21 protein-coding genes are annotated in these 23870 nt (G+C 61.8%); 4 read left to right on the forward strand and 17 right to left on the reverse strand.

What is annotated here, in order from left to right; genetic code table 11:
* Window positions 1-65: 65 nt before the first annotated feature.
* The gene (locus C0058_RS16755; protein ID WP_102369124.1) at window positions 66-2534 is read right to left on the reverse strand and encodes a UvrD-helicase domain-containing protein; all 2469 of its coding nucleotides are present in this window, start codon (window positions 2532-2534) and stop codon (window positions 66-68) included.
* A gap of 218 nt (window positions 2535-2752) precedes the next feature.
* Between C0058_RS16755 and C0058_RS16760 the strand changes: the two genes are divergently transcribed.
* Window positions 2753-3448, forward strand: coding sequence for a pirin family protein (locus C0058_RS16760; protein ID WP_003217133.1), 696 nt, complete (start codon window positions 2753-2755; stop codon window positions 3446-3448).
* A gap of 65 nt (window positions 3449-3513) precedes the next feature.
* Here the strand turns inward: C0058_RS16760 and pgm are convergent, their stop codons facing one another.
* The 4 genes from pgm to C0058_RS16780 form a co-directional block, all read right to left on the reverse strand.
* Window positions 3514-5160 (reverse strand): phosphoglucomutase (alpha-D-glucose-1,6-bisphosphate-dependent), encoded by a 1647-nt coding sequence (pgm, locus tag C0058_RS16765; protein WP_087694418.1) that lies wholly within the window; start codon window positions 5158-5160, stop codon window positions 3514-3516.
* A 99-nt stretch (window positions 5161-5259) separates the two neighbouring features.
* Window positions 5260-6672 (reverse strand): PLP-dependent aminotransferase family protein, encoded by a 1413-nt coding sequence (locus tag C0058_RS16770; RefSeq protein ID WP_102369125.1) that lies wholly within the window; start codon window positions 6670-6672, stop codon window positions 5260-5262.
* 24 nt (window positions 6673-6696) lie between these two features.
* Window positions 6697-8118, reverse strand: a complete 1422-nt coding sequence (locus C0058_RS16775) for a hypothetical protein (protein WP_256579483.1) — start codon at window positions 8116-8118, stop codon at window positions 6697-6699.
* Window positions 8119-8769: 651 nt separating this feature from the next.
* Window positions 8770-9792, reverse strand: a complete 1023-nt coding sequence (locus tag C0058_RS16780; RefSeq protein ID WP_003217140.1) for a zinc-dependent alcohol dehydrogenase family protein — start codon at window positions 9790-9792, stop codon at window positions 8770-8772.
* 248 nt (window positions 9793-10040) lie between these two features.
* Between C0058_RS16780 and C0058_RS16785 the strand changes: the two genes are divergently transcribed.
* Window positions 10041-10955: a LysR family transcriptional regulator gene (locus C0058_RS16785; protein WP_003217142.1), complete on the forward strand. Its 915-nt coding sequence runs from the start codon at window positions 10041-10043 to the stop codon at window positions 10953-10955.
* Between the two features lie 75 nt (window positions 10956-11030).
* Here C0058_RS16785 and C0058_RS16790 read toward each other — a convergent pair whose 3' ends face one another.
* The 4 genes from C0058_RS16790 to C0058_RS33265 are packed head-to-tail and all read right to left on the reverse strand — an operon-like array spanning window position 11031 to window position 14212.
* Window positions 11031-11216, reverse strand: coding sequence for a hypothetical protein (locus C0058_RS16790; protein ID WP_102369127.1), 186 nt, complete (start codon window positions 11214-11216; stop codon window positions 11031-11033).
* Between the two features lie 20 nt (window positions 11217-11236).
* Window positions 11237-13105, reverse strand: coding sequence for an FUSC family protein (locus C0058_RS16795; RefSeq protein WP_102369128.1), 1869 nt, complete (start codon window positions 13103-13105; stop codon window positions 11237-11239).
* A complete protein-coding gene (locus C0058_RS16800) occupies window positions 13105-14013 on the reverse strand; it encodes an HlyD family secretion protein (protein WP_102369129.1) in 909 nt (302 codons plus the stop codon). The genes C0058_RS16795 and C0058_RS16800 overlap by 1 nt, the downstream gene beginning before the upstream one ends.
* Window positions 14014-14023: 10 nt before the next feature.
* Window positions 14024-14212 (reverse strand): DUF1656 domain-containing protein, encoded by a 189-nt coding sequence (locus C0058_RS33265; protein ID WP_032899212.1) that lies wholly within the window; start codon window positions 14210-14212, stop codon window positions 14024-14026.
* Between the two features lie 127 nt (window positions 14213-14339).
* On the opposite strand from C0058_RS33265, the gene C0058_RS16810 reads away from it, so the two are divergent.
* Window positions 14340-15134, forward strand: coding sequence for a helix-turn-helix domain-containing protein (locus C0058_RS16810; RefSeq protein ID WP_102369130.1), 795 nt, complete (start codon window positions 14340-14342; stop codon window positions 15132-15134).
* A 2-nt stretch (window positions 15135-15136) separates the two neighbouring features.
* Here the strand turns inward: C0058_RS16810 and C0058_RS16815 are convergent, their stop codons facing one another.
* A complete protein-coding gene (locus C0058_RS16815) occupies window positions 15137-16054 on the reverse strand; it encodes a LysR family transcriptional regulator (RefSeq protein ID WP_087694537.1) in 918 nt (305 codons plus the stop codon).
* A gap of 110 nt (window positions 16055-16164) precedes the next feature.
* Here C0058_RS16815 and C0058_RS16820 point away from each other — a divergent pair, with 110 nt between their 5' ends.
* Window positions 16165-16383, forward strand: a complete 219-nt coding sequence (locus C0058_RS16820) for a DUF2790 domain-containing protein (RefSeq protein WP_102369131.1) — start codon at window positions 16165-16167, stop codon at window positions 16381-16383.
* Here C0058_RS16820 and C0058_RS16825 read toward each other — a convergent pair.
* The 7 genes from C0058_RS16825 to C0058_RS16855 form a co-directional block, all read right to left on the reverse strand.
* On the reverse strand, window positions 16380-17627 hold the full coding sequence (locus C0058_RS16825) for an OprD family porin (protein WP_102369132.1): 1248 nt from the start codon (window positions 17625-17627) through the stop codon (window positions 16380-16382). The two genes, C0058_RS16820 and C0058_RS16825, sit on opposite strands and share 4 nt — an antisense overlap.
* 30 nt (window positions 17628-17657) lie before the next feature.
* Window positions 17658-18992, reverse strand: coding sequence for an MFS transporter (locus C0058_RS16830; protein ID WP_102369133.1), 1335 nt, complete (start codon window positions 18990-18992; stop codon window positions 17658-17660).
* A gap of 55 nt (window positions 18993-19047) precedes the next feature.
* Window positions 19048-19809, reverse strand: coding sequence for a 1,6-dihydroxycyclohexa-2,4-diene-1-carboxylate dehydrogenase (locus C0058_RS16835; protein WP_008433831.1), 762 nt, complete (start codon window positions 19807-19809; stop codon window positions 19048-19050).
* A gap of 10 nt (window positions 19810-19819) precedes the next feature.
* On the reverse strand, window positions 19820-20842 hold the full coding sequence (gene benC / locus C0058_RS16840) for a benzoate 1,2-dioxygenase electron transfer component BenC (RefSeq protein ID WP_008433832.1): 1023 nt from the start codon (window positions 20840-20842) through the stop codon (window positions 19820-19822).
* Window positions 20843-20852: 10 nt separating this feature from the next.
* Complete coding sequence (benB, locus tag C0058_RS16845) at window positions 20853-21341, reverse strand: benzoate 1,2-dioxygenase small subunit (RefSeq protein ID WP_102369134.1); 489 nt, start codon at window positions 21339-21341, stop codon at window positions 20853-20855.
* Window positions 21338-22714 (reverse strand): Rieske 2Fe-2S domain-containing protein, encoded by a 1377-nt coding sequence (locus C0058_RS16850; RefSeq protein WP_003210841.1) that lies wholly within the window; start codon window positions 22712-22714, stop codon window positions 21338-21340. The genes benB and C0058_RS16850 overlap by 4 nt, the downstream gene beginning before the upstream one ends.
* 85 nt (window positions 22715-22799) lie before the next feature.
* Window positions 22800-23759, reverse strand: a complete 960-nt coding sequence (locus C0058_RS16855) for an AraC family transcriptional regulator (protein WP_008433834.1) — start codon at window positions 23757-23759, stop codon at window positions 22800-22802.
* Window positions 23760-23870 lie beyond the last annotated feature (111 nt).

Genomic DNA, 23870 nt, shown 5'->3' on the forward strand with positions numbered 1-23870 from the left:
ACTCCAGCGGGAGCAAGCTCCCTCGCCACAGCAAGCTCCCTCGCCACAGGATTCAACGTCATCCCTTATGATTTGCTGATGCGCTGGTCGTCAAAAAACGGTTTGTCCCCGGCAACCCGGTCCGAAGCCTTTGGCACATTCACCCCTTGGCCATCCTGGGCGTCGACATACCAATAGCAATGGCTCACCGCCCGGGTAATGCCCACGTAGGCCAGGCGCAGCACTTCGTCTTTCTGCGCGCTGTCGTAAGCTTCGGTATCGCCGTCCTTGCCCAGTCCTGCCATGCGGTAGACCTGGTTCTTGTACGGCGAACTGGTCAAGTGCTGGCAGTCGCCCAGCAGGAATACCGCATCCGCTTGCAGGCCCTTGGCGCTGTGATAAGTCAGTTGCTTGAGCCGGCGGCTGCTGTACGGCAAACTAGAATCCACATTAACTACCGACTGAATATGTTCTTGCATCAATGACTTATCGCTGCTTTTTCGATACAGCATTAACACCGAGTCACCCTTTTGATAGTGCGCCAGCAGTTGTTGGCCCAGTGCCGCATCGTCACGGTCACGCACCGTGACCGGCACCAACTCCTTCGCGGTTCCACTGGCCTTGGCTTTCTTGCCGCTGATGGCCGGGGCCGCCCGCACAATGTGCTCGGCAGCATCGATCACGTGCTGATGGCTGCGGTAGTTCTCGCCCAGCATCACCCGGGTGGTCGTGGGTGACGGGAACTCCTTGTTGAACTCCATGAAATACTTGGGCGAACTGCCACGCCAGCCATAGATCGACTGCCAGTCATCGCCCACGCACAACAGCGAAGAGCGCTGGGCCCCACGCCCCACGTGCATGGCCGGCCCGCGGCTGCGGATCTCCCGCAAGCTGGCCCGGATCCACGAGACGATCTGCGGCGATACGTCCTGGAATTCGTCGATCATCAGGTGCGACATCGGCCGTAGCAGCGGGTCGCTGAGCAACTTCAGGTTCTCCGGGGTGTTTTCGCCAAACAGCGAGAACATCCGGTTGTAGGTCATGACCGGTGGCGACTGGTCCAGCAAGTGATCTTCGAGGGCCTTCCAGAAAATGCTCAGTGCCTCGAAGTAAAAACGGTCTGGATCATCCTTGGCAAAACTCATCTTGCCCACGGCGGTGGGCACATCCAGCCCGAGGTTCTCGATGAACCCGGCGGCGGCAACAAAGCTGTCCAGCAACGGTGCCGAACCCAGCTCGCCCTTGACCTTGTAATCGAAGCCCGGGCCCGCTGTTGCGTCACCTGCCAGGCTGCTTAAAAGCCGCCTGGAAGACTCGTAGCTTTCTAGCCATATCAATGGCTTACGGCAGAAAGCTTGAAACAGGGTTCGCTTTACCGCCCATTCGGCACGTACTGACAGCTTGGACCCGGGTCGACTGACCTGGGCATTTTCCCGCGGGTCGAAGCCCAGTACGACCCAGGCATCCAGTTCGGCAATGTAACCATGGCAGTGAAACTTCGCGCCGTTGATATCGAACGTCTGGCGATTGGGCTCGATGCCCTTGATCGGCCAGGCGCCGGCACGAAACCACAGGTCTTCGATCACATCGCAGAGTTCTTCATCGCGCTTGGCCGCCAGTTCGGTCACCGCCACGCGTTTTTGCACGTCCGGGTGATCGCGCTCCAGCTCCTTGAGTTGCAGGGCATGGCGCGCCAGCGGGGCGATCAGTTCGCGGAAGCGTTCATGGCGGCCATGCAGCCGGTGATAGCAGGCATTCAGTTGCTGGCGCTGGGCGTCGTTGATCCGCAATTCGAAGGGGTTGCTGTCGGCCTCATCAAAGCCCGCTTCGGTCCGCGCATTGAGGTTCTCGAACGCCTGTAGCCGCTCAAGGCCCGGCAGGCTGCGCACCATTGGCAGGATGCGTGAGTGAAAGGTCCGCACCACCGCTTGCGCGTCTTTCATACCAAGGGGTTGGCCCCACAAGGCGAGAATTTCCATGAGCTTGTTGATGAAGTCCTTGCGCGACTCACGGGTGAAGGTCACCACCGTCATCGAGCTCAGCTCGAAGCCCAGGTAATGGGTCAGCAGCAGGATACGCAGTACCAGCGAGGTGGATTTACCCGCGCCGGCGCCGGCGATCACCGAGGTGGACGGCGTGTCGCTGAAGATCATCTTCCATTGCGCCGCACTCGGCTGGGCATGGGCCGGCAGCAGGCGCGCCACATCAGCCTTGATGCGTTTTTTCAATTCGGCGGTCAGCGGCAGGCGCCAATCATCGAACAGATTGTCGTCAACACCCGGCGCAGTGTGCTCATCCGGCCGGAAGTCACGAATCAGCAGGACCTGGCGGCCTTCTTCGATACCATCCGCCTTGCCTTCCTTATAGCCATACTCCACGCCGGCCGTGTGGCCACTGCGAAAGCCGTCGGCCTGGCCATGCAGCCATGAGAAACGGTGCTGTGCCCGCAGGCGCGTCAGGCCGTGACCGAATAATCGGGCGGCGAGCCGTTTCAACAGGGGCATTTCGGCCAGTGGCCGCAGTTCGGGAGGCAGATCGGGGGTGTGTTGCGGCACGCGGACTCCTGCGATGCTTTAACTCGGACAAGAGCCCTATGGTCGCCGCAAATGCCCCACAGTTCCAGCCAATTGCTTTGCGCTCATGCAGTTAGGCGATGAAGTGAAGACAAGTCCTGAGCATCGGCATCGAAGCATTCGATAGGAATCCAGCATTTTTTACGCTTTTTATCGATCTGGCGCTGCTGGATGATGGCTCCCATCCACAGGAGACGATCATGCTTGAACTTCGACCTTTCAACACCCTGGGCGGCGCCAATCACGGTTGGCTGGACGCTCACCACCACTTCTCGTTTGCCGAATACCATGACCCCAAGCGCATGCACTGGGGCAACCTGCGGGTGTGGAACGATGACCTCATCGCACCGGGCACCGGCTTCCCGCAGCACCCGCACCGGGACATGGAAATCATCACCTATGTGCGTGAAGGCGCCATCAGCCATGCCGACAACCTGGGCAACCAGGGCCGCACCGAGGCCGGCGACGTCCAGGTAATGAGCGCCGGCACCGGGATCGCCCACAGCGAGTACAACCTGGAAGCTACGCCGACCAAGATTTTCCAGATCTGGATCATTCCCAATGAGGCCGGTTTGCCGCCGTCATGGGGCGCGAAGCCGTTTCCGAAGGGTGACCGCGAAGGGTTTGTGACCCTGGCCAGTGGCAAGGCCGGAGACAGCGAAAGCCTGCGGATTCGGGCCGATGCACGCTTGGTAGCGGCGAATCTGAAAGCCGGTGAAAGTGCCGAGTATCGGCTGGACAACGGACGCCGGGCGTACCTGGTACCGGCCACCGGGGTGATTGAAGTCAATGGCTTGCGTGCACAAGCTCGAGACGGTGTGGCGGTTGAGGATGAGCAGGTACTGCGGGTGACAGCGGTTGAGGACAGCGAGATCGTGTTGGTCGACCTCGCCTGACCGAGCTTGAATGTGGTGAGGGAGCTTGCTCCCTCGCCACAGGTTAATCAGTCATAGGCTGGGTATCAGTTAGCCGAGATCGCCCCGTCCACCAACACCTGGGCCTCTTCCACCAGTTGCTTGAGGTGATCTTCGCCGATAAAGCTCTCGGCGTAGATCTTGTAGATGTCCTCGGTGCCCGATGGCCGTGCGGCAAACCAACCGTTTTCAGTCATGACTTTCAGCCCGCCGATCGCCTGGTCATTGCCCGGCGCGTGGCTGAGGATCTGCTGGATGCTTTCCCCGGCCAACTGCGTGGACGTCACCTGGTCTGGCGACAGCTTGCCCAACAAGGCCTTCTGCGCCGGAGTCGCCTTGGCATCCACCCGAATGGCGAACGGCTCACCCAGTGCATCGGTCAGCCCGCGATAAATCTGGCTTGGGTCCTGGCCTTTGCGCGAGGTCATTTCCGCCGCCAGCAGCGCCGGGATCAAACCGTCCTTGTCAGTGCTCCACACGCTGCCGTCCTTGCGCAGGAACGAGGCGCCGGCACTTTCTTCGCCACCAAAACCCAGCGAACCGTCAAACAGGCCATCGGCAAACCACTTGAAGCCCACCGGCACTTCGTACAGGCGACGGCCAATGCGCTTGGCCACGCGATCAATCAAGCCGCTGCTGACCACGGTCTTGCCCACCGCAGCATCAGCGCGCCATTCGGGGCGGTTCTGGAACAGGTAGTCGATGGACACGGCCAAGTAGTTGTTCGGCGCCAGCAAGCCACCGGACGGCGTCACGATGCCATGGCGGTCGTGGTCCGGGTCGCAGGCGAATGCCACGTCATAACGGTCCTTGAGGCCGATCAACCCCTGCATGGCGTAGCTGGAGGACGGGTCCATGCGGATCTGGCCGTCCCAGTCGACGCTCATGAAGCGGAAGGTCGAATCCACTTCGGTGTTCACCACGTCGAGGTTCAGGCGGTGATGCTCGGCGATGGCCGACCAGTAGCGCACCCCTGCTCCGCCCAGCGGATCGACGCCCAGGCGCAAGCCAGCGTTGCGGATGGCATCGAAGTCGATGACGTTGACCAGATCGGCCACGTAGGTGTTGAGGTAGTCGTGGCGATGAGTGGTGTCGGCCTTCAGCGCCTGGGCATGGGTGATGCGCTTGACCCCGGCCAGCTTATTGGCCAGCAGTTCGTTAGCCTTGGCTTCGATCCACTTGGTGATGTGGGTGTCGGCCGGGCCGCCGTTGGGCGGGTTGTACTTGTAGCCGCCGCTTTGTGGCGGGTTGTGGGACGGCGTGATCACGATGCCGTCGGCCAAACCACTGGTGCGGCCGCGGTTGTAGCAAATGATGGCGTGGGAAATCGCCGGTGTCGGGGTGTACTCATCGCCTTCGGCGAGCATCACGTGCACGCCATTGGCGGCCAGCACTTCCAGCGCACTGGCGCCGGCCGGGGTGGACAACGCGTGGGTGTCGAGGCCGACAAACAGCGGGCCGTTGATGCCCTGGGCTTCACGGTACAGGCAAATGGCCTGGCTGATGGCAAGCACGTGCCATTCATTGAAGCTGAGGTCGAACGAGCTGCCGCGGTGTCCGGAGGTACCAAAGGCGACGCGCTGGGTGGAGATCGCTGCATCAGGCTGGCCGGTGTAATAGGCCGTTACCAGTCGCGGGATGTCTACCAGCAATTGAGCTGGTGCCGGCTTGCCCGCAAAAGGACTGAGAGTCATGCATAAACCTCGGAAAGAGAAGGATTCGGAAAAAAGTGCAGTTTACTGGGACTTGGACTGCTCCGCGACGTTATAAATCCTACAGCAATCAGCGAAATTTCATTCAGTGCCGGTCTGTGCCTGCCTGAGCGCCAGAGCCAGCTCATCCAGGGCATTCTCCAGGTTATGGGCGCCGTCAACGGCATGGCTCAGCCGCAGATGCTGGCAGTGCAGGCCACTGAGGCTGAACAACTCCCCCGGCGCAATCACCACCTGCCGGGTGAGCAGGCGCTGGAACACCTGGCGCATATCCACCGGGGCCTCTGAGCGCAACCAGAAGGTCGCGCCAGCGACGGGCATTCGGTAGCTCACCTGGTTGCCCAGATGCGTGTCCAGCCGCAGGCCCATGAGCCGGGCCTGCTCTTTGAGTTGCGGTCGCAACTCCCGCAGATGCTGGTCGATGCGCCCGCTTTGATAGAGCCGCGCAATCGCGCGCTGGCGGATAGAGGACAACCGGAATGCGCGCAACAGGAACTGGCGCTGCAGCTCGCCGCTGAGGTGGCGCGACAGCAAATAGCCAAACGGCGCTTCCGGCCCGAGCATCTTCTCGAACGTGGAAAACACCATCAGCCGCTCGGGATTGGCCAGGTCCCGTAACGCGGTGATTGGCTGCCCGAAGCCGAGGTCACCATGGCTGTCATTTTCTAACAACCAACAGCCATGCTGGTCCAGCAATCGCACTAGCTGCAGGCGATCATGGGTGGACAGGACTACGCCGGACGGCAGGCTGACACCGGATGACAGCAACGCCAGCTGCACCGGCTCGGTGCTGAGCAAGTGCTCGAACAACGCCAGGTCCAGGCCGTCGTCCGCCGTGAATGGCAATTCGAGAACCCTCACGCCTGCCCCCTGCAACAACCGCAGGATCAGCCAGTCACACGGGGATTCGACGATGATCGCAGCGCCCTTGAGACCCAGCACCTCGATCAGGATTTCCAGTACCCCGCGCAAGTCGGCGCCGATGTATACCTCGTCCGCCTGCCAGCAACGGGTCGGCGACGAGGTATAGCGCGCCGCGAGCGTCGCCCGCAGTTCCCACACGCCACAGGGCTGCGACCATGGCTGCAGATGATGCGGGTAATGCCGCAACAGTTCGCGCTCGAGCAGCAACAGCGCTGCGTCCAGTGACGCCGCAAGTGCCGGCTCATCGGCGCTGAGCACGCGCATTCCCGGACGTCGCGCACTGGCATAGAGGCGCTCCAGCAGGTCGCCACCGCTGCTGCCTGGCGGTTTATTCAACACCGGCCAGGCGTAGTAGCCCGACTTGGGCACCGAGTACACCCGGCCCTCCTTCTCGAGCAACGAGTAAGCGTATTGAATGGTCGAGATCGACACATTCAGGCGCTCCGCCAATTGGCGCAATGATGGCAGTTTTACCCGGGCATCCGTGCCCACCTCGCCGATGAGGTTGATCATGTAGCGATACACCGCCTGGTAGGCGAAGTCGGTTTGCCGGTCGTCCCTGAGGTTCATCGCTGGTCACCCGCCGCCACCCGCTTAACGCCCCGCCAGTTGGTAGGCTGCCAGGGCGGGCGCATCTTGCTGTGGCGTCTCGGCCATGCCCGGCACGCCGGTGGCGGGCCGCTTGCGATAGAGATGTTGCAGCAGGTCGATCGGCAACCCGCTGGTGTCGATGGCCCATTGCACCAGCATCTCGGCCACCGGCTTGCCTTGCAGCGCCTTGTGCAGCTCGGGGAGCGCCACCAGCATGCCGGGGTGGCATTGGCGCAAAAAGCTTTCGAGGCGCTCGCCGTGACGGATAAACGGCGAAAACATCAGGCAATTCAGTTGGCTTTCATCCAATCGGAACAGCGCCTGGGCGTAGTCGGCCGCCAGCGCTCGGCCATCCTGGGTCGCTGCCTGGGCAATCAGGTGTTCGGAAATCTGCTTGCGCCGCATGAACATCGCGGCCTGCTGCATGAAGCCCTGTGCGCCCTCCTCGTAATCCAGTTCCCGCAGGCACTCGGCCTGCAGGCCCCGCAGATGGGCCATCAGCAACGGGTTCGCATAGCTCGCGTGGCTGAAATGAAAGCCAAACTCGTCCGGTTCATAGCCCATGAACTGACGCAACAGCGGCCCGGAGGAGTATTCGGCCGCGTCCTTAAGGTCGGCAGCGCCGATATAGGCCAAGTGGCGATGGTTGTCCGTGTCGGACTTATCGGCGACGGCGTAACGCTCGCCGTAAAGGTCGCAGTAATAGGCGTTGCTCCACTCATCCATGCGCGCGAACAGTCCGCTGAGCACCAGAGGCTGGCGCGGCGGGACCTCTGCACCGCTCGCCAGCGCAGCCTTCTTCAGCCACGCCAGGTACTCCCGCTGCTTGCGCGCGGAGTCACCGCTGACCAGCGCGTGCACGCCCCCATTGCAGGTGGTGACACGCCGGTAAAAGTCACCGAGGGCCAGGTAGGCGTCGTTGCACAGGGTTTGGCGAAGATCTCCCGAGGTCAGGTGCCCCACCATCAGCATATTGCGCCGGCTGGTATCGCGCGCCGCACTGGAGGCCGGCCGCAGGTGGTTGAACGGCAAGACTTCCTGATTCTCGACCATCAGCAATTCGACACGCGCATCGTCATGCAGGAACAGCGCGCTGTAGCCGCGGTGCAGCGTGTCCAGGGCATTTTGCGACATGCCGGCATGGCGCAAGGTCGCGACCCGCAGTTGAAACGTCCGTGGCGCCCGGCCTGCAAGCGTCAGCTGGGCTGCGCGCAACAACGCCAGGACATAGCTGCTGCCGGCGCCTGCGCCGTGAGCTACCAGCACCTTGTATTCACCGATCCGCTCCATGCCGCCTGCCGCTACCACGATTCGTTGAATCAATAACTGGAGCGAGGTACGTTCTGTTCGAGAGAAATGCCCTATCAAGCGTTGCAATACTTGTTGATAGACATAGTTCATGGCTTGTTCGTGAATAGCGCTCATAGTTCTACTACCTGAGTTGAAATATCAGTTTCGGGCAATCGTTGACGGCATTTGCCTGACCTGTTGTTTCTGTAGGGGCGTTACAACATGTGACATTCAATGGAGATTAGCACCGGGCCCTACCTGCCAAGCCTGCCTTTGGGGGCTTCCAGTCCCGAAAAGGCGCCAAGCCAAGGGGCACGCAGCCCAAACCGAAAGTCTTAGGAACGCTCTGACAACTTCCTACGCTGCTTTAACTTACAAACTAGAGAAGCATCCGACATAACCCACTTCAATATTGATGTTCCGGCAAAACAGCCATGGGAAACATTATTGGGCTTGACGGATGTACGGGGTGATTTCATATATTCAATCATTGCTCAATCCTTGAGATAAAAGTGACGGGGCAATTATCGGCACTTGAATAATGATTAACAGATACAGAACGCCGGCTAAAACCGGTTCAGATGGGGGCTTGCATGGGGTATCGAGTGTGCAGACACGACAACGCCGCGCTGGGATTCAGGGCGGCGTCAGGGGCATACATCTGGTTTATCGGGCTGAAGTGCTGAAATCCCGATTCAAGCGGTGGGCAGGTTAAGTCCTGTCAAATGGCGCATTTGCCCCATGCGCCCGGGGGCAGGAATACTCGCTTGAGAATATTCCCACAGATCAAACAGTTTCTACCTGCAAGGCAACCCGTTCACGGCACGGACATTCGTCCATATAGCGGTGCGCTTCAACGAACTGGCTGAACGGAAATACCGTGGTTTTCAGCGGTACCAGCACCTTGTCGGCGGTCAGTTGGTTGATGTCACGCAGGGCTCGCTGCAAGGCCACCTGGTCCTGGATGATGCCCAGTTCCGGTTTGCCGGTGAAGTTGCCGATGCAGTGCACAAAGAACTGAATGTTCTTCTGGAACGCCGCGCAGGCCGGGAATGGCGTCTGGTTGCCACCTTGCAGGCCGTACAGCACCAGGCTGCCACGCGGCGCCAGCACATCACCCAGCAACGACATCTGCGGGCCACCCAAGCCATCGAACACCACGTCTACGCCGCGGTTGTCGGTGAACTTGTTGACTTGCATCAGCAGGTCCTGCTCTTCGGTGACGATGACCTTCTCGGCCCCGAGGGACAGCAGGTATTCGCGCTCATCACTGGTCTTGGTGGCGGCAATCACCCGCACACCCAGGGCTTTGCCCAGTTGCACGAACGATGGGCCGGCACAGTGGCTGGCGTCCGTTACCAGGGCGAATTGCCCGGGTTTGACCCGCGCCAGGTCCATGTACGCAAAGTAGGCAATCAGCAACGGCGTGTAGTGCACGCTGGCTTCGATCGGGCTCAGGACATCCGGGTAGCGGGTCAGGGCCGAGCGCGGCAGGACGATCTGTTCGCCGTACACCGGGTAGTCATTCGGGCTCTCGGCCGGGAAGCTGGCGACCTTGTCACCCACCGCCAGGTCGTCGACACCCTCGCCAACGGCCACAACCACGCCGGCCATTTCATGGCCAAGGCCGGAAGGCAAGCGGGCATGGGACGACGCCAGGTTCTGGCGCCACAGAATGTCGTACCAGCTGATGCCAATCGCCTCGACGCGCACCTGCACTTCGCCCGGTGCGGGCTTAGCGGCTGCATGCTCTTCGCATTTGAGCACCTCGGCCGGACCAAACTTGTGAAAACGGATCGTGCGGGACATCGCAAACCTCGTCAAAGTAACCTCTATTGCCATGAACTCTATCTGGGCTTTCGGGGCAAGACCACCGGTCGCCGTTAATAGTCGACATGCCTGTCATTGATTCCGCACATACGGAAAAGGTGCCAAGCCATGTAGGAAAACTGAATTAGCCGGTGCAGAGTACCAGCCTTTCCCCGTAAGATTCATGCCGGTCATTGTTCTTATATGACCGCTCCCGTCAAGTTTACTGACGCCGCCTGGGACACAAGATGAACCGTAACGACCTGCGTCGTGTCGACCTCAACCTGTTGATCGTATTCGAAACCTTGATGCATGAGCGCAGTGTGACCCGCGCTGCCGAGAAACTGTTCCTTGGCCAGCCGGCCATCAGCGCAGCCCTGTCACGCCTGCGCGGCCTGTTCGACGACCCGTTGTTCGTGCGTACCGGACGCAGCATGGAGCCCTCGGCCCGTGCGGTAGAAATCTTCGCCCTGCTCTCCCCGGCCCTGGACTCGATTTCCACGGCCGTCAGCCGCGCCTCCGAATTCGACCCGGCCACCAGCACCGCGGTATTCCGCATCGGCCTGTCGGACGACGTCGAATTCGCCCTGCTGCCGCTGCTGCTCAAGCGCCTGCGGGCCGAAGCCCCCGGCATCGTGCTGGTAGTGCGCCGCGTCAACTACATCCTGATGCCCGGCCTGCTGGCCTCCGGCGAAATCTCCATCGGCGTGAGCTACACCACCGATTTGCCGGCCAACGCCAAGCGCAAGGTATTGCGCCGCAGCAAGCCGATGCTGCTGCGAGCCGACAGCATGCCGGGTTCCATGAGCCTGGATGATTTCTGCGCGCGGCCCCATGCCCTGGTGTCATTCGCCGGGGATTTGAGCGGGTTTCTGGATGAAGAACTGGAAAAACTGGGCCGCAAGCGCCATGTCGTGCTGGCTGTGCCGCAGTTCAATGGGCTGGGGACGTTGCTGGCGGGCACCGATATTGTCGCGACCGTGCCGGACTATGCCGCTGAAGCGTTGACTTCAGCGGGTGGCTTGCGGGCTGAGGAGCCGCCACTGCCGGTGCGCACCTTTGAATTGCACATGGCGTGGCGTGGGTCCCAGGACAATGATCCGGGGGAACGGTGGTTAAGGTCGCGGATTCAGATGTTTTTTGGGGACCCGGACAGCCTATAAAGCAACAGCACTGCCGGGCATCACACCGAACTCGTCACTTCGCTCCGAATAGATTGCAATCGACCGGGAACCGGCTCATCGCTGGGGATCTGCCTTGGGCCTTGAATCGCGGCCAGCCGCCCGGTGCTCAGCGAGCTTTTTTTGCTCTTGTTTGAATTGCTGTTGCCAGCGGGCCAGCGCCTCAGCCCCGTCCGATGCCTGCACCGCCATTGGCACAGACACGATCATCCCGAAAAGCGTCCAGATAAGGAGTTGCTTCATTTCATCTCACCTTCGTTGTTTTAGCTGAAACTGGTTCGGATATCGGCACGCTGGTATTGGTCGAGCAACCGCGCCAAATCCCGGTAACAAGCAGCCAGGTCGCGGGCACCAAGGCGGATCAGTGATCTCGACGTACGCCGGGCCTGGGCCGCGCTGATCGCTGAATCGAAGGCATATCTGGCAATACGCCGATCGCCCGCTTGCACACACCTGGCGATTGACGAATGAGGCTCCAGGTCGCGTGTCTTGCGGTGCAGCAACCTTAACTGTCGACCCAGTTGAAGCGAGACGGCACCGGCCTCATCGGCGCCCGACAGCGCTTGCAGGGCAACCATCCGGTGCTGTTGCGTGGCCTGCCACTTCAGAAGATCCATGCGGTGCCCGTGACGCAGTAACCGGCGTGTGTCCTTGTGCAGCGCGGTCCTCAGGACGTCGGCGTGGCTGGCGGGTTTCCCCGGCAGCAACTGGAAGGCCAGCAGGCAGATAGCAAGCGTCACCATCCAGGCCAGGGCTTGATTCGCGAAGTCAGCGAAGTCGTATTGGGCGGTCCCGGCGGTGCCGACCAGGGTATTGAACGTAATCAGGTAGGCGACGCCTTGCAGGGCATGGCGCGGCCGGGTCGTGGCATGAATCCCGACCGCCCAGAACGCAACCAGCACCACCGTGAGCAACCCGAACCCGCTGATGTGCGGCAACAGCAGGAACTTGCACCCCGCCGCTGCCAGGATTGCGTAGAAGGTTCCCCTGGCAAGGCTCGCAATGCCTTGCTCGGGCGCCGCGCTGGTGGCCAGCAAGGTGCAGAACGGACCCAGTACGGCCAGCAAGGTTGGCCCCTGGTCCCAGCCGGTGAGGTACCAGACAGCACCGGTCGCCAGCGTGGCCAGCAACGCTCGCACACCGTTACGCAGTGCAGCGCCGTAGTGTCGGTGAAACCCCACGGCGCGGGCCGGCGGCAGGGGCGCGCGCTCAAGGCAGGCAAAACTCGACAAGGCGCTGGCCAGTTCGGCCAATGGCTCATTCAGACGCCGCTGGCTCGCGCCTGGTTCAAGGCTGGCTTGCAGCTCCCGGACACGATCGGCCGCCACGCAAAACCCGGGCATGGCTTCAGCCAGCTGGCGCAACTGTGCGCCGATTCCAGCGTGCGAAGGTATCGCGCATTCGTCGAGCACCACGGCATGCAGATACGCAAGTCCTGCCTGCAGGGTCGCCAGCCTGGCGCGGATCAGCACCGACTCGCCCCGACCAATCCCGAGAAGGTCGTCCACTTTGCTGATATCGATGGCCAGCGGGTCCTGCGCACGCGCCGGCCCGCCGTCAAACCGCACGGCCAATAACCGCAGGGTGCGCGACGAGACGTCGCGAAGTGCCATGGTCAGTGTGCGCTCGACGGTCTTGCGGCTGAATAATGTGGCCACCAGGCTCAGGCTCAACACCCCCAGAACAACGGCCGTGCCCCGCCCGACGATATGTTCGAAACCTTGCTGTGGCGCGACGATGGCGGGCCCCAGGGCCAGGCAAACGGTGTAGCCGGCGACCACCGCCGCCGTGGCCTGGTAGTGCCGAAACACGGTCATGGCGCCGACACAAAGGCCCAGCCATACCCCGATCCCGAGGATAAACAGCAGCATTTGCTGGGCGAACAGGCTGGTCAGGACCAATGCCACAGCCAACCCCACGAGGGTGCCCAGTGCCCGGTGGAAGCCCTTGCCAACCACTGCCCCCTGCAGCGGATGGATCAGCAACAACACGGTTGAGGCGGCCGAGAACGGCGAATCCAGGTGTAATTGGAACCCCAGCCACAGGGCCAATGAGGCCGCCAAAAGACTACGCAGCACATAGCCCGAGGTAGCAGCTTCCCATGCCCCCAGCATGCGCAGTGCACGGAGCATCACATGAACGCCTGAAGCCATTGCACCAGCCTCCAGCGCGGCGCCGTGCCCTCCTCGGCAACCTCGATGCTGGCGGTCATCCCCGCCGCCAGTTCCACACCGGGCGGCACTTTGTCCAGTTCAATCCGCACGGGCACGCGCTGGGCCAGGCGTATCCAGCTGAACGTAGGTGCCACCTGGGGCAAACCACTGTTACTGCGCAGCTCGTTACCGTCGGCAATGCCCCGACCAATGCTCGCCACATGCCCTTCGAGCAGCGGTGAAAAACCCATCAGCTTGATGGACGTCGCAGCCCCCACCCGAACACCAGCCAGCTTGGTCTCCTCGAAGTAACCGGTGACCCAGAAGCTATGGCTATCGACCACAAAGATATTGGTCTCGCCCGCTGCCGCGTAGTCACCCGGCTGCAGCCGCAACTGGGTCACATAGCCGTCGACCGGCGAACGAATCGTCGTGCGGTCCAGATCCAGCCGCGCATGGGCCAGTTGGCTGCGGGCCGCATCCAGGCGCGCCCTGGCCACCGCCAGGTCCCGGGCTGCGTTGTCGGTTTCCTCCCGCGCAATCGCATCGCCGAGCTGGTTGCGGCGTTTGAGCTGTGCACTGCGCTGCTCGAAAACACTGCGCGCCTCGGCAAGCTCGGCCGTGCGCTGTTGCTGGGCAAGCAAGTAGCTGCTGCGATCGATCTGGTAGAGCAACGCGCCCTTGGCGACCCATTGGTTGTCGCCCACCAGCAGGTGTTCGACCTGGCCGGACACCTCGGGGGCAATACGGATGACTTGCGCGCTGACACGCCCGTCCCGCGTCCAGGGGGCCAACTCATAGGCACGCCACAGTTGCGTGCAGAACAGCAATGCGGCCAGCCCGAGCACCAGGGTGACGAGGGTCTTGAGGATGTGTTTGATGATCATCGCGCTGCCCTCAAAAGCTCAGAACCAAGGTCGAGAGCACGATCAGCGACACAAAGAAACGCGCCAGGCTGGGGTGCCAGGCCCAATCCAGCCAGCGCCGCAGGGCCCGCTCCAGTAGCCCGTACACCAGGGCTGCAACGCCGACGTAGAGCAAGAACGGAGGAATGTAGAGGTGGGCAATCGTGATTTCGCTGAGCATCGGTTGAATCTCGCAGTCGGCAATCACCTTGATCGCCTTGATAAAGATGGTAGGGACTGCAAGGTCGTGCCGATATTGAGTATGCTGCCAGGATATAATCAATTTCAGACAATCGAGGCGGTGCAACATGGGCGAGATGAAGCTCCAGGGCGTTGATCAATTCGAACTGGACAGTTTTGATCAGCCCGCCGTCGCGTTGATGCTCGGCAGCCAGCGCAACGACACCGAATTCCCCGTGCACAGCCACCGCAAAGGCCAACTGGTGGTGGCATATCACGGCGGTATCGTGTGTACCGTAGAGGATGGCGTGTGGATGGTGCCGTCGGGCTTCGGCGTGTGGATTCCGGGCGGTATCGCCCACAGCAACCGGGTGACCGCCAACGGCAGGATCGGCTATCTGTTTGTCGAGCCCGGCGCCGCCGCGCTACCGGAGAAATGCTGCACGCTGGTGCTTTCGCAGCTGGTCCTGGCGTTGATCCTGCACCTGAGTGCCCAGCCCCAGGATTATCCGCCTGCCTCTGCCAATTCGCGCGTGGCGAGCGTGCTCCTTGAACAACTGGAACTGGCTCCTTCGGAGCAGTTGTACCTGCCGCTCCCCGCTGCTACGCAGTTGCGCTTCATCGCCCGCGGCCTGGCCCAGGACCCGTCAAACCGTTGCACCATGGCCCAGTGGGCACGCCAGGTGGCCATGAGCGAGCGCTCCCTGGCCCGCCTGGTCAAGAGCGAAACGGGCCTGACTTTTGGCCAATGGCGCAAACAATGGCAAATCATCGTGGCCTTGCAGAGCCTGGCCGAGGGCGAGTCGGTGCAACGAACCGCCGAGGCGCTGGGGTACGAGTCGGTCAGTTCGTTCATCAGCATGTTTCGCAAGACACTGGGCTCGTCGCCGGCGCGCTACATTCGCCGTACGGCAACGCGCTAGCCTCAAGGTGCCTCAATCACTGCCAACTGCTCCGCCAACAACCCCGGCAATCGCGCCTGCAAAAACCCGACCCACGTCCGCACCTTGGCATCCAGAAAGCGCCTTGATGGATACACCGCGAAAATGCTCCGCTCCCGTAGCCGATATCCGGGCAACAGCCGCACCAACGAGCCCTCGCGCAGCGCCGGGTTGGCGCTGAAGAACGGCAACAAGCTGATGCCCATTCCTTCCTGCGTCGCCTTGACCATCGCATCCGCGACATTGGTCCTGAAGGTGTCACCCGGCGAAATCGCAATCTCGCCCTCTTGCCCCTTGAACAACCACGCATCCTCCTGGAAATCCTGCAGATGCAACCGTCGATGCTGCATCAACTGCTGCGGATGCTCGGGCACGCCGTACCGGGCCAGATACCCCGGTGCCGCACAGGGCACACTGAACAACTGCCCGATCGTCTGGCTGACCAGCGCCGAATCCGGCAACGAATGGGCGATGGAGATCACCACGTCGTGACCCTCTTCAAGCGGGTCCGGGTTGTGCTGGGACAGGGTCAACTCGATGGACACGTCCGGGTATTGCTCGCTGTAGCGGGCAATCAGCGGCGTGATCAGCACCCCCAACCCGCTCATGCAATGCACCCGCAATCGCCCGCGCGGGTTGAGGTGCGCGCCGCTGGCTTCTGCCGTGGCTTCCCTAACGTCTTCAAGAATGTCGCGACAGCGCAACAGAAAGCGCTCGCCCGAATCGGTAAGGCCCAGGCGTCGGGTGGTGCGTTGCAACAGGCGGGTCTGCAGGTGTTTTTCCAGCTCGCAGATCAACCGTGATACGTGTGCCCCGGACAGGTCCAGCGCCTCGGCCGCTGCGGCAAAGCTGCCAGTGTCGACAACCCGGGCAAACACCTGCATGCCATTGAGCAAATCCATCAACATTGCCCCTCGATTGCTACGTGATACGTACGAGTCATTCACCTGTTCCTGTCTTTATCCCGCTGCGGCAATCACTAAAATGAACCCTACTCACAGAGGAACTCATCATGAATATCAAATGGCTCAGCCTGCTCCTGTTTTTCACCGCCGCCGGCGCCATGGCGGCCGGCAGCAATGAAGCGCTGGATATCCAACACGTTGTTTCAATCACGCCCGTGCCGGGCAGTTGCCAGGTAGAACCGGCGACCATGGTGTATCTCGACAGCCAGGGCGCCAGCCACACTGTCAACTACCAGGTCATGGGCACGTGCCAGGGCGGGGTTTAAAGCAGCTTCCAGGTGTAACTGAGGATCAGCCGGTTCTCGTCGATGTCGCTGCGGTAGTTTGAACGGGCCATGACATTGCGCACCCGAATGCCCAGGCCGCTCAATGTGCCGCTTTGCACCACATAGCCGATATCCAGGTCGCGCTCGCGATCCTTGCCTTCATAACCCGCGCCGGTGGTCACGTTGTTACCGGTGATATAACGCACGGTGGTGGTCAGCCCCGGAATGCCCAGCGCCACGAAGTCATAGTCGTACCGCACTTGCCAGGAGCGCTCGTCGGTGTAGGCAAACTCGTAGGTGGGTACTTCGTTGCCCAGCGGCGTGATGTTGGCGAAGACCCGCGGGAAGGCACTGTCGCCGTACATGGCTTGATAACCGACGTAGAAGATATGGCCGCCATGCTTGGCCGACAGCAGCGAGAAAAACGCCTGGTTGTCGATCTTGCCGAGCAGTTTGTCGCCGTCTTCCCGGGCATCGTAGTAGCCGAGGTTGGCGCCGAGCGTCCACTCGCCCATTGGCTGGCTGTGCTTGAGGCCGACAAAGTCCTGGCGGTAGATGTCCTTGAGTTGGCCATGCCAGTAGCTGACGCTGGTGCGGTTGGTGTTGAAGGCGTAGTCGCCGCCGACGTAGTTGAACCCATCACTTTCAGCGCCGCGTTGCGGCACATGGCCGAGCATGGCGATCATTTTCTCGTCGCCGGCTTCGTTGCGCAGGCTGGTGGTGGTCAAGTGCCCGGCCTGCAGCGCAAGGCCGGCGATTTCGCCGGAGCTGACACTCACGCCCTGATAGCTCGGCGGCAGCAAGCGGATATCGCTGAAGGCCAGCACCGGCAGGTTCGGTTGCAGTTCGCCGACCTTCAATTCGGTCCTGGAAAACCTGGCCTTGAAGGTCAGGCCCAAACGGCTGTAATCATGCGGGGCGCTGCCGTCGCCCTTGACCGGGAGCAGGCCGGTATTGGTGCGGTCCGGGCTGCTGTCGAGCTTGAGGCCGAGGGTGCCCAGGGCATCCAGGCCAAAGCCCACGGGCCCCGGGGTGTAGCCGGATTTATAGGTCAGGATAAAACCCTGGCCCCACTCCTCTGCCTTTGATTGCTTGTTGGCGCCGACGATGTCCGAGAAATCGCGGCTGAAGTAATAGTTGCGCGCCTGCAAGGTGGCGGTGGAGTCCTCGAAAAACCCGCCCTCGGCCGCCGTCGCCGCAAGCGGCACGCCCAACAGGGATAGCCAGATACGTTGTGTGTTCATGTCGTTGCTCTTAGTTATTGTTATCGACAGTTACTGCGCCGGGGCGGCGATCACCTCCTGCCGGCCCCGACGTTCATTCAGCGCATACGCCGTCATTGCCAGCACGGCGATGGCCCCGGGGATGGCAAAGGCCATGAAGTTCAGGTGCAGCGGCAGTTCAATCCCCATCAGCGCGCCGCCCAGCAGCGGGCCGACGATGGCGCCGGTACGACCGATACCGGAAGCCCAGCCCAGGCCGGTGGCTCGAATGTTCAAGCCATAGAGTTGTGCGGCGCCGGCGTACAGCAGGATTTGCGTGCCGATGGTGGTGGCGCCGGCAAAAAAGATCAGCAGGTACAGGACCGGCATCGGGCTCTTGATACCCAGCAGGCTGATGGAGAGCAGCGCGGCGATAAAGAAACCGATCACCACCTTCACCAGGTTAAGCCGGTCACACAGCCAGCCACCGACAAGCGCCCCGGCGATGCCGCCAAAATTCAGCGCCAGCAGGAACGACAGGCTCGATCCCAGGCTGTAACCGGCACCCGCCATCAGTTTGGGCAGCCAGGAACTCAGGGCGTAGACCATCAACAGGCAGCAGAAAAACGCGATCCAGATCGCCGCCGTCCTCAAGGCCAGGCCGTGGCGGAACAACTCCAGCACCGAAGCGCCCTTGCCTTTACCGGCGCTGACGAGCAGTTGGTCTTGCGGGTCGATCCGGGTCTGCGGCGACAGGCGCTTGAGCAGCTCACGCGCCTGTTCATTGCGGCCCTGGCGAATCAGGAACCCGATGGACTCAGGCAGCCAGTACACAATCAACGGCATCAGCAGCAGCGGGATCGCCGCGGCGAAGAACATGGACGACCAGCCAAAACGCGGCAGCATGAAAATCCCCACGCCGGCCGACAGCATGCCGCCCAGCGAGTACCCGCCAAACATCACCGCCATCAGGATGCTGCGCATTTTCTTCGGTGCGTATTCGGTAATCAGTGCGGCCGCATTGGGCATCAGGCCGCCACAGCCGAGCCCGGCAATAAACCGGCAGATTCCGAACTCAGTCGGGTTGCTGGCAAAACCGTTAATCACCGTGGCGACGCTGAACAAGGCAAAGCAGATGGCGATGCCTTTGCGGCGACCGAACTTGTCGGCCAGGCTGCCGAAGACCAGCGCGCCGAACATCATCCCGAACAGCGCATAACTGCCCAGAGCGCCGGCCTGCAGGGGCGATAGTCCCCATTCCTTCATGATCGACGGCAAGACCACGCCGTAGATGAACAAGTCATAACCGTCAAAGATCAACAGCACAGCACACAGGCTGACCACCAGCCAGTGGAAACGATTGAAATGGGCATTATCGATAATCGAATTGACGTCATGGGTACGCATGGCAGTGCTCTCATTATTGTTGTTGTGAGTCAGTGTCTGCAGGTACGGCGCTGGGTCAGCCGAGGTCGCCGCCTCCTACCGGCAAGGTGACGCCCGTGATGTAGGAGGCCTCATCAGAGGCGAGAAACAGAATCGCGCCGGCTTGTTCGTCGATGCTGCCGTAGCGCTTCATCGGGCTGCTGTCGAGGGTCTGGTCGACGATCTGCTGGTACCAGACGCGCTCCTGGTCGCTCTGGGGCTGGCTGTTGCGCGGGATCCGCCGCGGTGGCGCCTCGGTGCCACCGGGTGCGGTGGCGTTGACCCGAATGCCGCTGCCGGCGGTCTCCAGGGCCAGGCACGCGGTCAAGGCGTTGACGCCGCCCTTGGCCGCGCCATACGGCACACGGTTCACTCCGCGCGTGGCCACGGACGAGACATTGACGATGGCACCGCTGCCCTGCTCCAGCATGTAGGGCAACACGCAATGGCAGCACCACAGGGTCGGGAACAGCGAGCGGCGCACCTCGGCTTCGATTTCGTTCTCGGCGTAGTGCTCGAAGGGCTTGGCCCAGATAGTCCCGCCGACGTTGTTGACCAGGATGTCGATACGCCCGAACCGCGCCTTGGCAGCGGCCATCACACGGGCACATTCGGCATGCTGCTCCAGGTCGGCGGTGAGGATCAGCGCCCGCTCATGCTGCAATTCATGCACGAGTTCCGAGCGATCGACGGCCACCAGCCAGGCGCCCTCTTCCAGCAAACGCTCGGCAACCCGCCGGCCGATGCCCTGGGCGGCGCCGGTCACCAGCGCAACCTGGGTGTTGAAACGTGGAGTCATGGGGGATTCCTCAGGCGGCGTCGCCGGTGACGATGGCGTTGGGGGTGAACTTCTCGTAGTGGAAGCTGGCGGGGGTGACGCCCTGGTTCTTGAAGTGCTGGCGTACCGCGTCGACCATCGGTGGCGGCCCGCACAGGTACACATCCACGTCGCCATCGTTCAGCACGTCAGCGGCCATGTGCTGGGTGACATACCCCTGCCGGGGGTGCGCGGTCTGGGGGTCGGCCACGCAGGTGACAAAACCGAAGTTGGGCAGGCGTTGGGCGAACGCCTCCAGCGCCTCGACCATCACCAGGTCCTGGTCCCGCGTCACGCCGTAGATCAGCGTGACCGGCCGGGTTTCCTCGCGCTCGGCCAACACTTCAAGCATCGACAGGAACGGCGCAAGCCCCGTACCACCTGCCAGCAACAGCAGTGGCCGCGCCACTTCGCGCAGGTAGAAACTGCCCAGCGGCCCGGTCATCGGCACCGCGTCGCCCGGCTGGGCACGCTCCAGCCAGCCACTCATCAACCCGCCGGGCACATGCTTGATCAGGAAGCTCGCGCGTTTGTCGCCGGGGCGACTGCTGAAGGAATACGCGCGGGTCTGCCCACTGTCGGGCACGCCGATATTCACGTATTGCCCCGGCAGGAACACCGGCGCCTGATCCAGTTCGAAGCTGACTTCCAACGCTGCATCGGCATGCCGGGTAATACTCGCCACCGTCGCGGCAAATTGCGCGGTGCCGGTCTTGCAGGCACCGGACGGCACCGGCACGGCAATCACGCAATCGGATTGCGGCACCATCTGGCAGGTGAGCACCTGGCGCTCAGCGGCTTCATCCTCGCTCAGGGCGTCTTCGATGTAGTCGTCGCCCAAATCATAGGCGCCGGTTTCACAGCGGCATTTGCAGGTGCCGCACACACCGTCGGAGCAGTCCATGGGCAGGTTGATACGTTGGCGAAAGGCCGCGTCGAGGACCTTTTCACCCACCTTGCAGTCGATGAAACGGGTTACCCCGTCCTCGAAGTTCAGGGCAATGGAGTACGTCATGGGCGTGTCCTCAGATGTGGTAGATATCGATGACCTGATGGATGTAGTCGTTTTTCAGCACCACCTTCTTGCGCGTGATCAGCGGCTGTTCGGCGCTGATGTCGAGGCGATAGAACGAGGTACCGAAGTACGTATCCGTGGTCTTGTAGCGATGGCTGAGGGTTTGCCAGTTGAAACGCAACTCCACGTGCTGCCCGTCGTCGGCCAGCACTTCGAGGTTGGTGATCAGGTGCGCGGTGCGCGGCTCCGGGGTGCTGGCGCTGGAGCGCTCGGTCTTGATCCGGAACACCCGGTCTTCCAGGCCGTCGCGGCTGGGGTAATAGATCAGCGAGATTTCGCTCTGGGGGTCTTCGGTCAGCGTGTCGTGGTCGTCCCAGGCCGGCATCCAGTACTCGACCTTGGGTGAATAGCATTCGAGCCACTCATCCCACTGGCGGTCATCCAGCAGGCGGGCTTCGCGGTACAGAAAGTCCAGCAGGCGGTCACGGGAAGCACTCATGCCAGCACCTCCTTGTCCGTCGCGATCAAGCCTTGCTGCTCCCGTTCGATAGCGCGTTGCAGGCTCTGGGCCCAGTGGGCGTGCTGGCGCACGAACAGGCCTTCGTCCTCGGTCTTGACGCCACTGAGCTGCGGATTCATGCCCATGGCCCGGGCGTTTTCGTCAGGGCCTTCGACCCACTGTTTGGCGCCGCGGCTGAGGTCATTCCACAAGGTGGTCGCACCCTGGTAGCCGGTCTGGCAGGCGCGGAACTCTTCCAGATCGTCCGGTGTACCCATGCCGCTGACGTTGAAGAAATCTTCGTACTGGCGGATGCGCGTGGTGCGTTCCTCGGCACTTTCGCCCTTGGGCGCCATGCAATAGATCGTGACTTCGGTCTTGTCGACCGCGATTGGCCGTACCACGCGGATCTGCGTGGAGAACTGGTCCATCAGGTACACATTCGGGTAGAGGCACAGGTTGCGGGTTTGGTCGACGATAAAATCGGCGCGTTCCTGGCCCAGGCGCTCGGCCAGCGCCTCGCGATGGGCATGCACCGGACGCACTTCGGGGTTGAGCAGGCGCGTCCACAGCAGGATATGGCCATGCTCGTAGGCGTACACGCCGCCCAGGCTTTTCGACCAGCCATTGGCATCCACGGTGCGCGTGCCTTCGGCTTCGTAATTGCGCCGGCCCATGGTCGCCGAGTAGTTCCAGTGCACGGAGCTGACGTGATAACCGTCGGCGCCGTTTTCGATCTGCAGCTTCCAGTTGCCGTCATACACATATGACGAACTGCCCCGCAGCACCTCCAGCCCCAGCGGGGCCTGGTCGACCATCTGGTCGATGATCACCCGGGTCTCACCCAGGTAGTCGCTCAGCTCCGGCACCGTCTCGCTGAGGCTGCCGAACAGGAAGCCGCGATAGTTTTCGAAGCGGCCAAGGCGTTTCAAGTCGTGGGAGCCGTCACAGTCGAAGCTGTCGGGGTAGGCGCCGGTCTTGGCGTCCTTCACTTTGAGCAGCTTGCCGGCGTTGCTGAAGGTCCAGCCGTGGAAAGGGCAGGTAAACGAGCCTTTGTTGCCTTGTTTACGGCGGCAGAGCATGGCGCCACGGTGGGCGCAGGCGTTGACCAGGCCGTGCAGCGTGCCGTGTTTGTCACGGGTGATGACCACGGGCTGGCGGCCGATCCAGGTGGTGAAGTAGTCGTTGATCTCCGGCACCTGGCTTTCGTGTGCCAGGTAGACCCAACCGCCTTCGAAAATGTGCTTCATTTCCAGGGCAAACAGGTCGGGGTCGGTAAAGATGTCGCGGCGGCAGCGGAACACCCCGGTGGCGGGATCTTCCTGGACGGAGTCGCGCAATTGTCGGGCGAGTCGGTCGAATGTGCTGATCATGGGGTAGGCCCTCGGTTGTTCTTGTATCAGGCCCCCCCACCTTATGTGCTTGCCCTACCCCTCAATATCCGCTGACTGCAATTCGTTATCCGCCTGGCGCGAGCCGGCGCTTCCACGTTTGCGAGGGCAGCTCGCCAAAGCGTTTGCGATAGGCCTCGGAGAACCGCCCCAAATGCACAAACCCATGATCCAGCGCCACCTCCGTCACGCTGCGCGCCGTGGCCAGTTGCAGCATGGCGTGCACCCGCTCCAGCTTGCGCTGGCGCATGTAGTCACGGGGTGACAGGCCGACCTGGCGTTCAAACAAGGTATACAACGAACGCTCGCTGACCCTGGCGATGGCCATCAGTTGTTCGACGCTGATGTCGTCGGCCAGGTGCTCCTCGATGAACTGACGCACGGCTTCAAAGCCCCCACCCTGATCCGGTCGCGGAATCACCCGCAGGACGTTGCTGGCCAGCAGCGCCAACAGCTTGTTCGCCACAATGCGCTCGTACAGGCCCTGCACTTCGGGTTCGGCGGCGTTTTCGGCCTCATGGCAGATCAGCCCCAGCAATTGCAGGAACCCACCCATTTCGGCAAGTGCGTGGCGCGGCGCCGCAAAACGGATGCCCGGCTGCGGCAACGTCCAGTGCTGCTCAAGGCAGGCGTTTTCCAGCAGGCGCACGGGCACCTTGACGATGAATTTTTCGCAGTCGGCGGAATAGGTCAGGTCTACCGGGTCATCCGGGTTGATCAGCAGCACTTCGCCGGGGCCCAACACCTGTTCTTCGCCACGGGAGCTCGAGCGGCAGTGGCCGTGCAGCAGGATCTGCAGGTGGTAGATGGTTTCCAGCGCCACCGAGGTCACCCGCACCGGCGCGCCGTAGCTGATGCGGCACAGGTCCAGGCTGGAAAAGGTCCGGTGGCTGATGCTTGCCTGCGGGCGGCCCTTGGGCGGCAGGCGGATGCAGTGGCTGCCGACATGCTGGTTGACGTAGTCGGACACGGCATAGGCATCTGCACGGTCGAAAATCTGGCTGCGCTCACTCAATAGCACGGTCATGGTTGCGCCTTTTATTGTTATGGGCCCTGCGTATGTACTTCACCGCAGAGTGATGCGGGGGACGCAAGCCGTCCAATATTCAATAGGTGTTGCTTCATACCCCGAAGGTAT

This window comes from Pseudomonas sp. NC02 (genome assembly GCF_002874965.1).
Taxonomy (GTDB): domain Bacteria; phylum Pseudomonadota; class Gammaproteobacteria; order Pseudomonadales; family Pseudomonadaceae; genus Aquipseudomonas.

What these genes read in the sequence shown, in the direction of transcription:
- C0058_RS16835 (WP_008433831.1), bottom strand. Translation starts at nt 19,809, where the DNA reads ATGACTCCACGTTTCAACACCCAGGTTGCGCTGGTGACCGGCGCCGCC.
- C0058_RS33265 (WP_032899212.1), bottom strand. Translation starts at nt 14,212, where the DNA reads ATGCTCAGCGAAATCACGATTGCCCACCTCTACATTCCTCCGTTCTTG.
- C0058_RS16850 (WP_003210841.1), bottom strand. Translation starts at nt 22,714, where the DNA reads ATGATCAGCACATTCGACCGACTCGCCCGACAATTGCGCGACTCCGTC.
- C0058_RS16800 (WP_102369129.1), bottom strand. Translation starts at nt 14,013, where the DNA reads ATGATCATCAAACACATCCTCAAGACCCTCGTCACCCTGGTGCTCGGG.
- C0058_RS16830 (WP_102369133.1), bottom strand. Translation starts at nt 18,992, where the DNA reads ATGCGTACCCATGACGTCAATTCGATTATCGATAATGCCCATTTCAAT.
- C0058_RS16770 (WP_102369125.1), bottom strand. Translation starts at nt 6,672, where the DNA reads ATGAACCTCAGGGACGACCGGCAAACCGACTTCGCCTACCAGGCGGTG.
- benC (WP_008433832.1), bottom strand. Translation starts at nt 20,842, where the DNA reads ATGACGTACTCCATTGCCCTGAACTTCGAGGACGGGGTAACCCGTTTC.
- C0058_RS16775 (WP_256579483.1), bottom strand. Translation starts at nt 8,118, where the DNA reads ATGAGCGCTATTCACGAACAAGCCATGAACTATGTCTATCAACAAGTA.
- C0058_RS16780 (WP_003217140.1), bottom strand. Translation starts at nt 9,792, where the DNA reads ATGTCCCGCACGATCCGTTTTCACAAGTTTGGTCCGGCCGAGGTGCTC.
- C0058_RS16810 (WP_102369130.1), top strand. Translation starts at nt 14,340, where the DNA reads ATGGGCGAGATGAAGCTCCAGGGCGTTGATCAATTCGAACTGGACAGT.
- benB (WP_102369134.1), bottom strand. Translation starts at nt 21,341, where the DNA reads ATGAGTGCTTCCCGTGACCGCCTGCTGGACTTTCTGTACCGCGAAGCC.
- C0058_RS16825 (WP_102369132.1), bottom strand. Translation starts at nt 17,627, where the DNA reads ATGAACACACAACGTATCTGGCTATCCCTGTTGGGCGTGCCGCTTGCG.
- C0058_RS16855 (WP_008433834.1), bottom strand. Translation starts at nt 23,759, where the DNA reads ATGACCGTGCTATTGAGTGAGCGCAGCCAGATTTTCGACCGTGCAGAT.
- C0058_RS16795 (WP_102369128.1), bottom strand. Translation starts at nt 13,105, where the DNA reads ATGCTCCGTGCACTGCGCATGCTGGGGGCATGGGAAGCTGCTACCTCG.
- C0058_RS16815 (WP_087694537.1), bottom strand. Translation starts at nt 16,054, where the DNA reads ATGGATTTGCTCAATGGCATGCAGGTGTTTGCCCGGGTTGTCGACACT.
- C0058_RS16785 (WP_003217142.1), top strand. Translation starts at nt 10,041, where the DNA reads ATGAACCGTAACGACCTGCGTCGTGTCGACCTCAACCTGTTGATCGTA.
- C0058_RS16820 (WP_102369131.1), top strand. Translation starts at nt 16,165, where the DNA reads ATGAATATCAAATGGCTCAGCCTGCTCCTGTTTTTCACCGCCGCCGGC.
- pgm (WP_087694418.1), bottom strand. Translation starts at nt 5,160, where the DNA reads ATGACTCTCAGTCCTTTTGCGGGCAAGCCGGCACCAGCTCAATTGCTG.
- C0058_RS16790 (WP_102369127.1), bottom strand. Translation starts at nt 11,216, where the DNA reads ATGAAGCAACTCCTTATCTGGACGCTTTTCGGGATGATCGTGTCTGTG.
- C0058_RS16760 (WP_003217133.1), top strand. Translation starts at nt 2,753, where the DNA reads ATGCTTGAACTTCGACCTTTCAACACCCTGGGCGGCGCCAATCACGGT.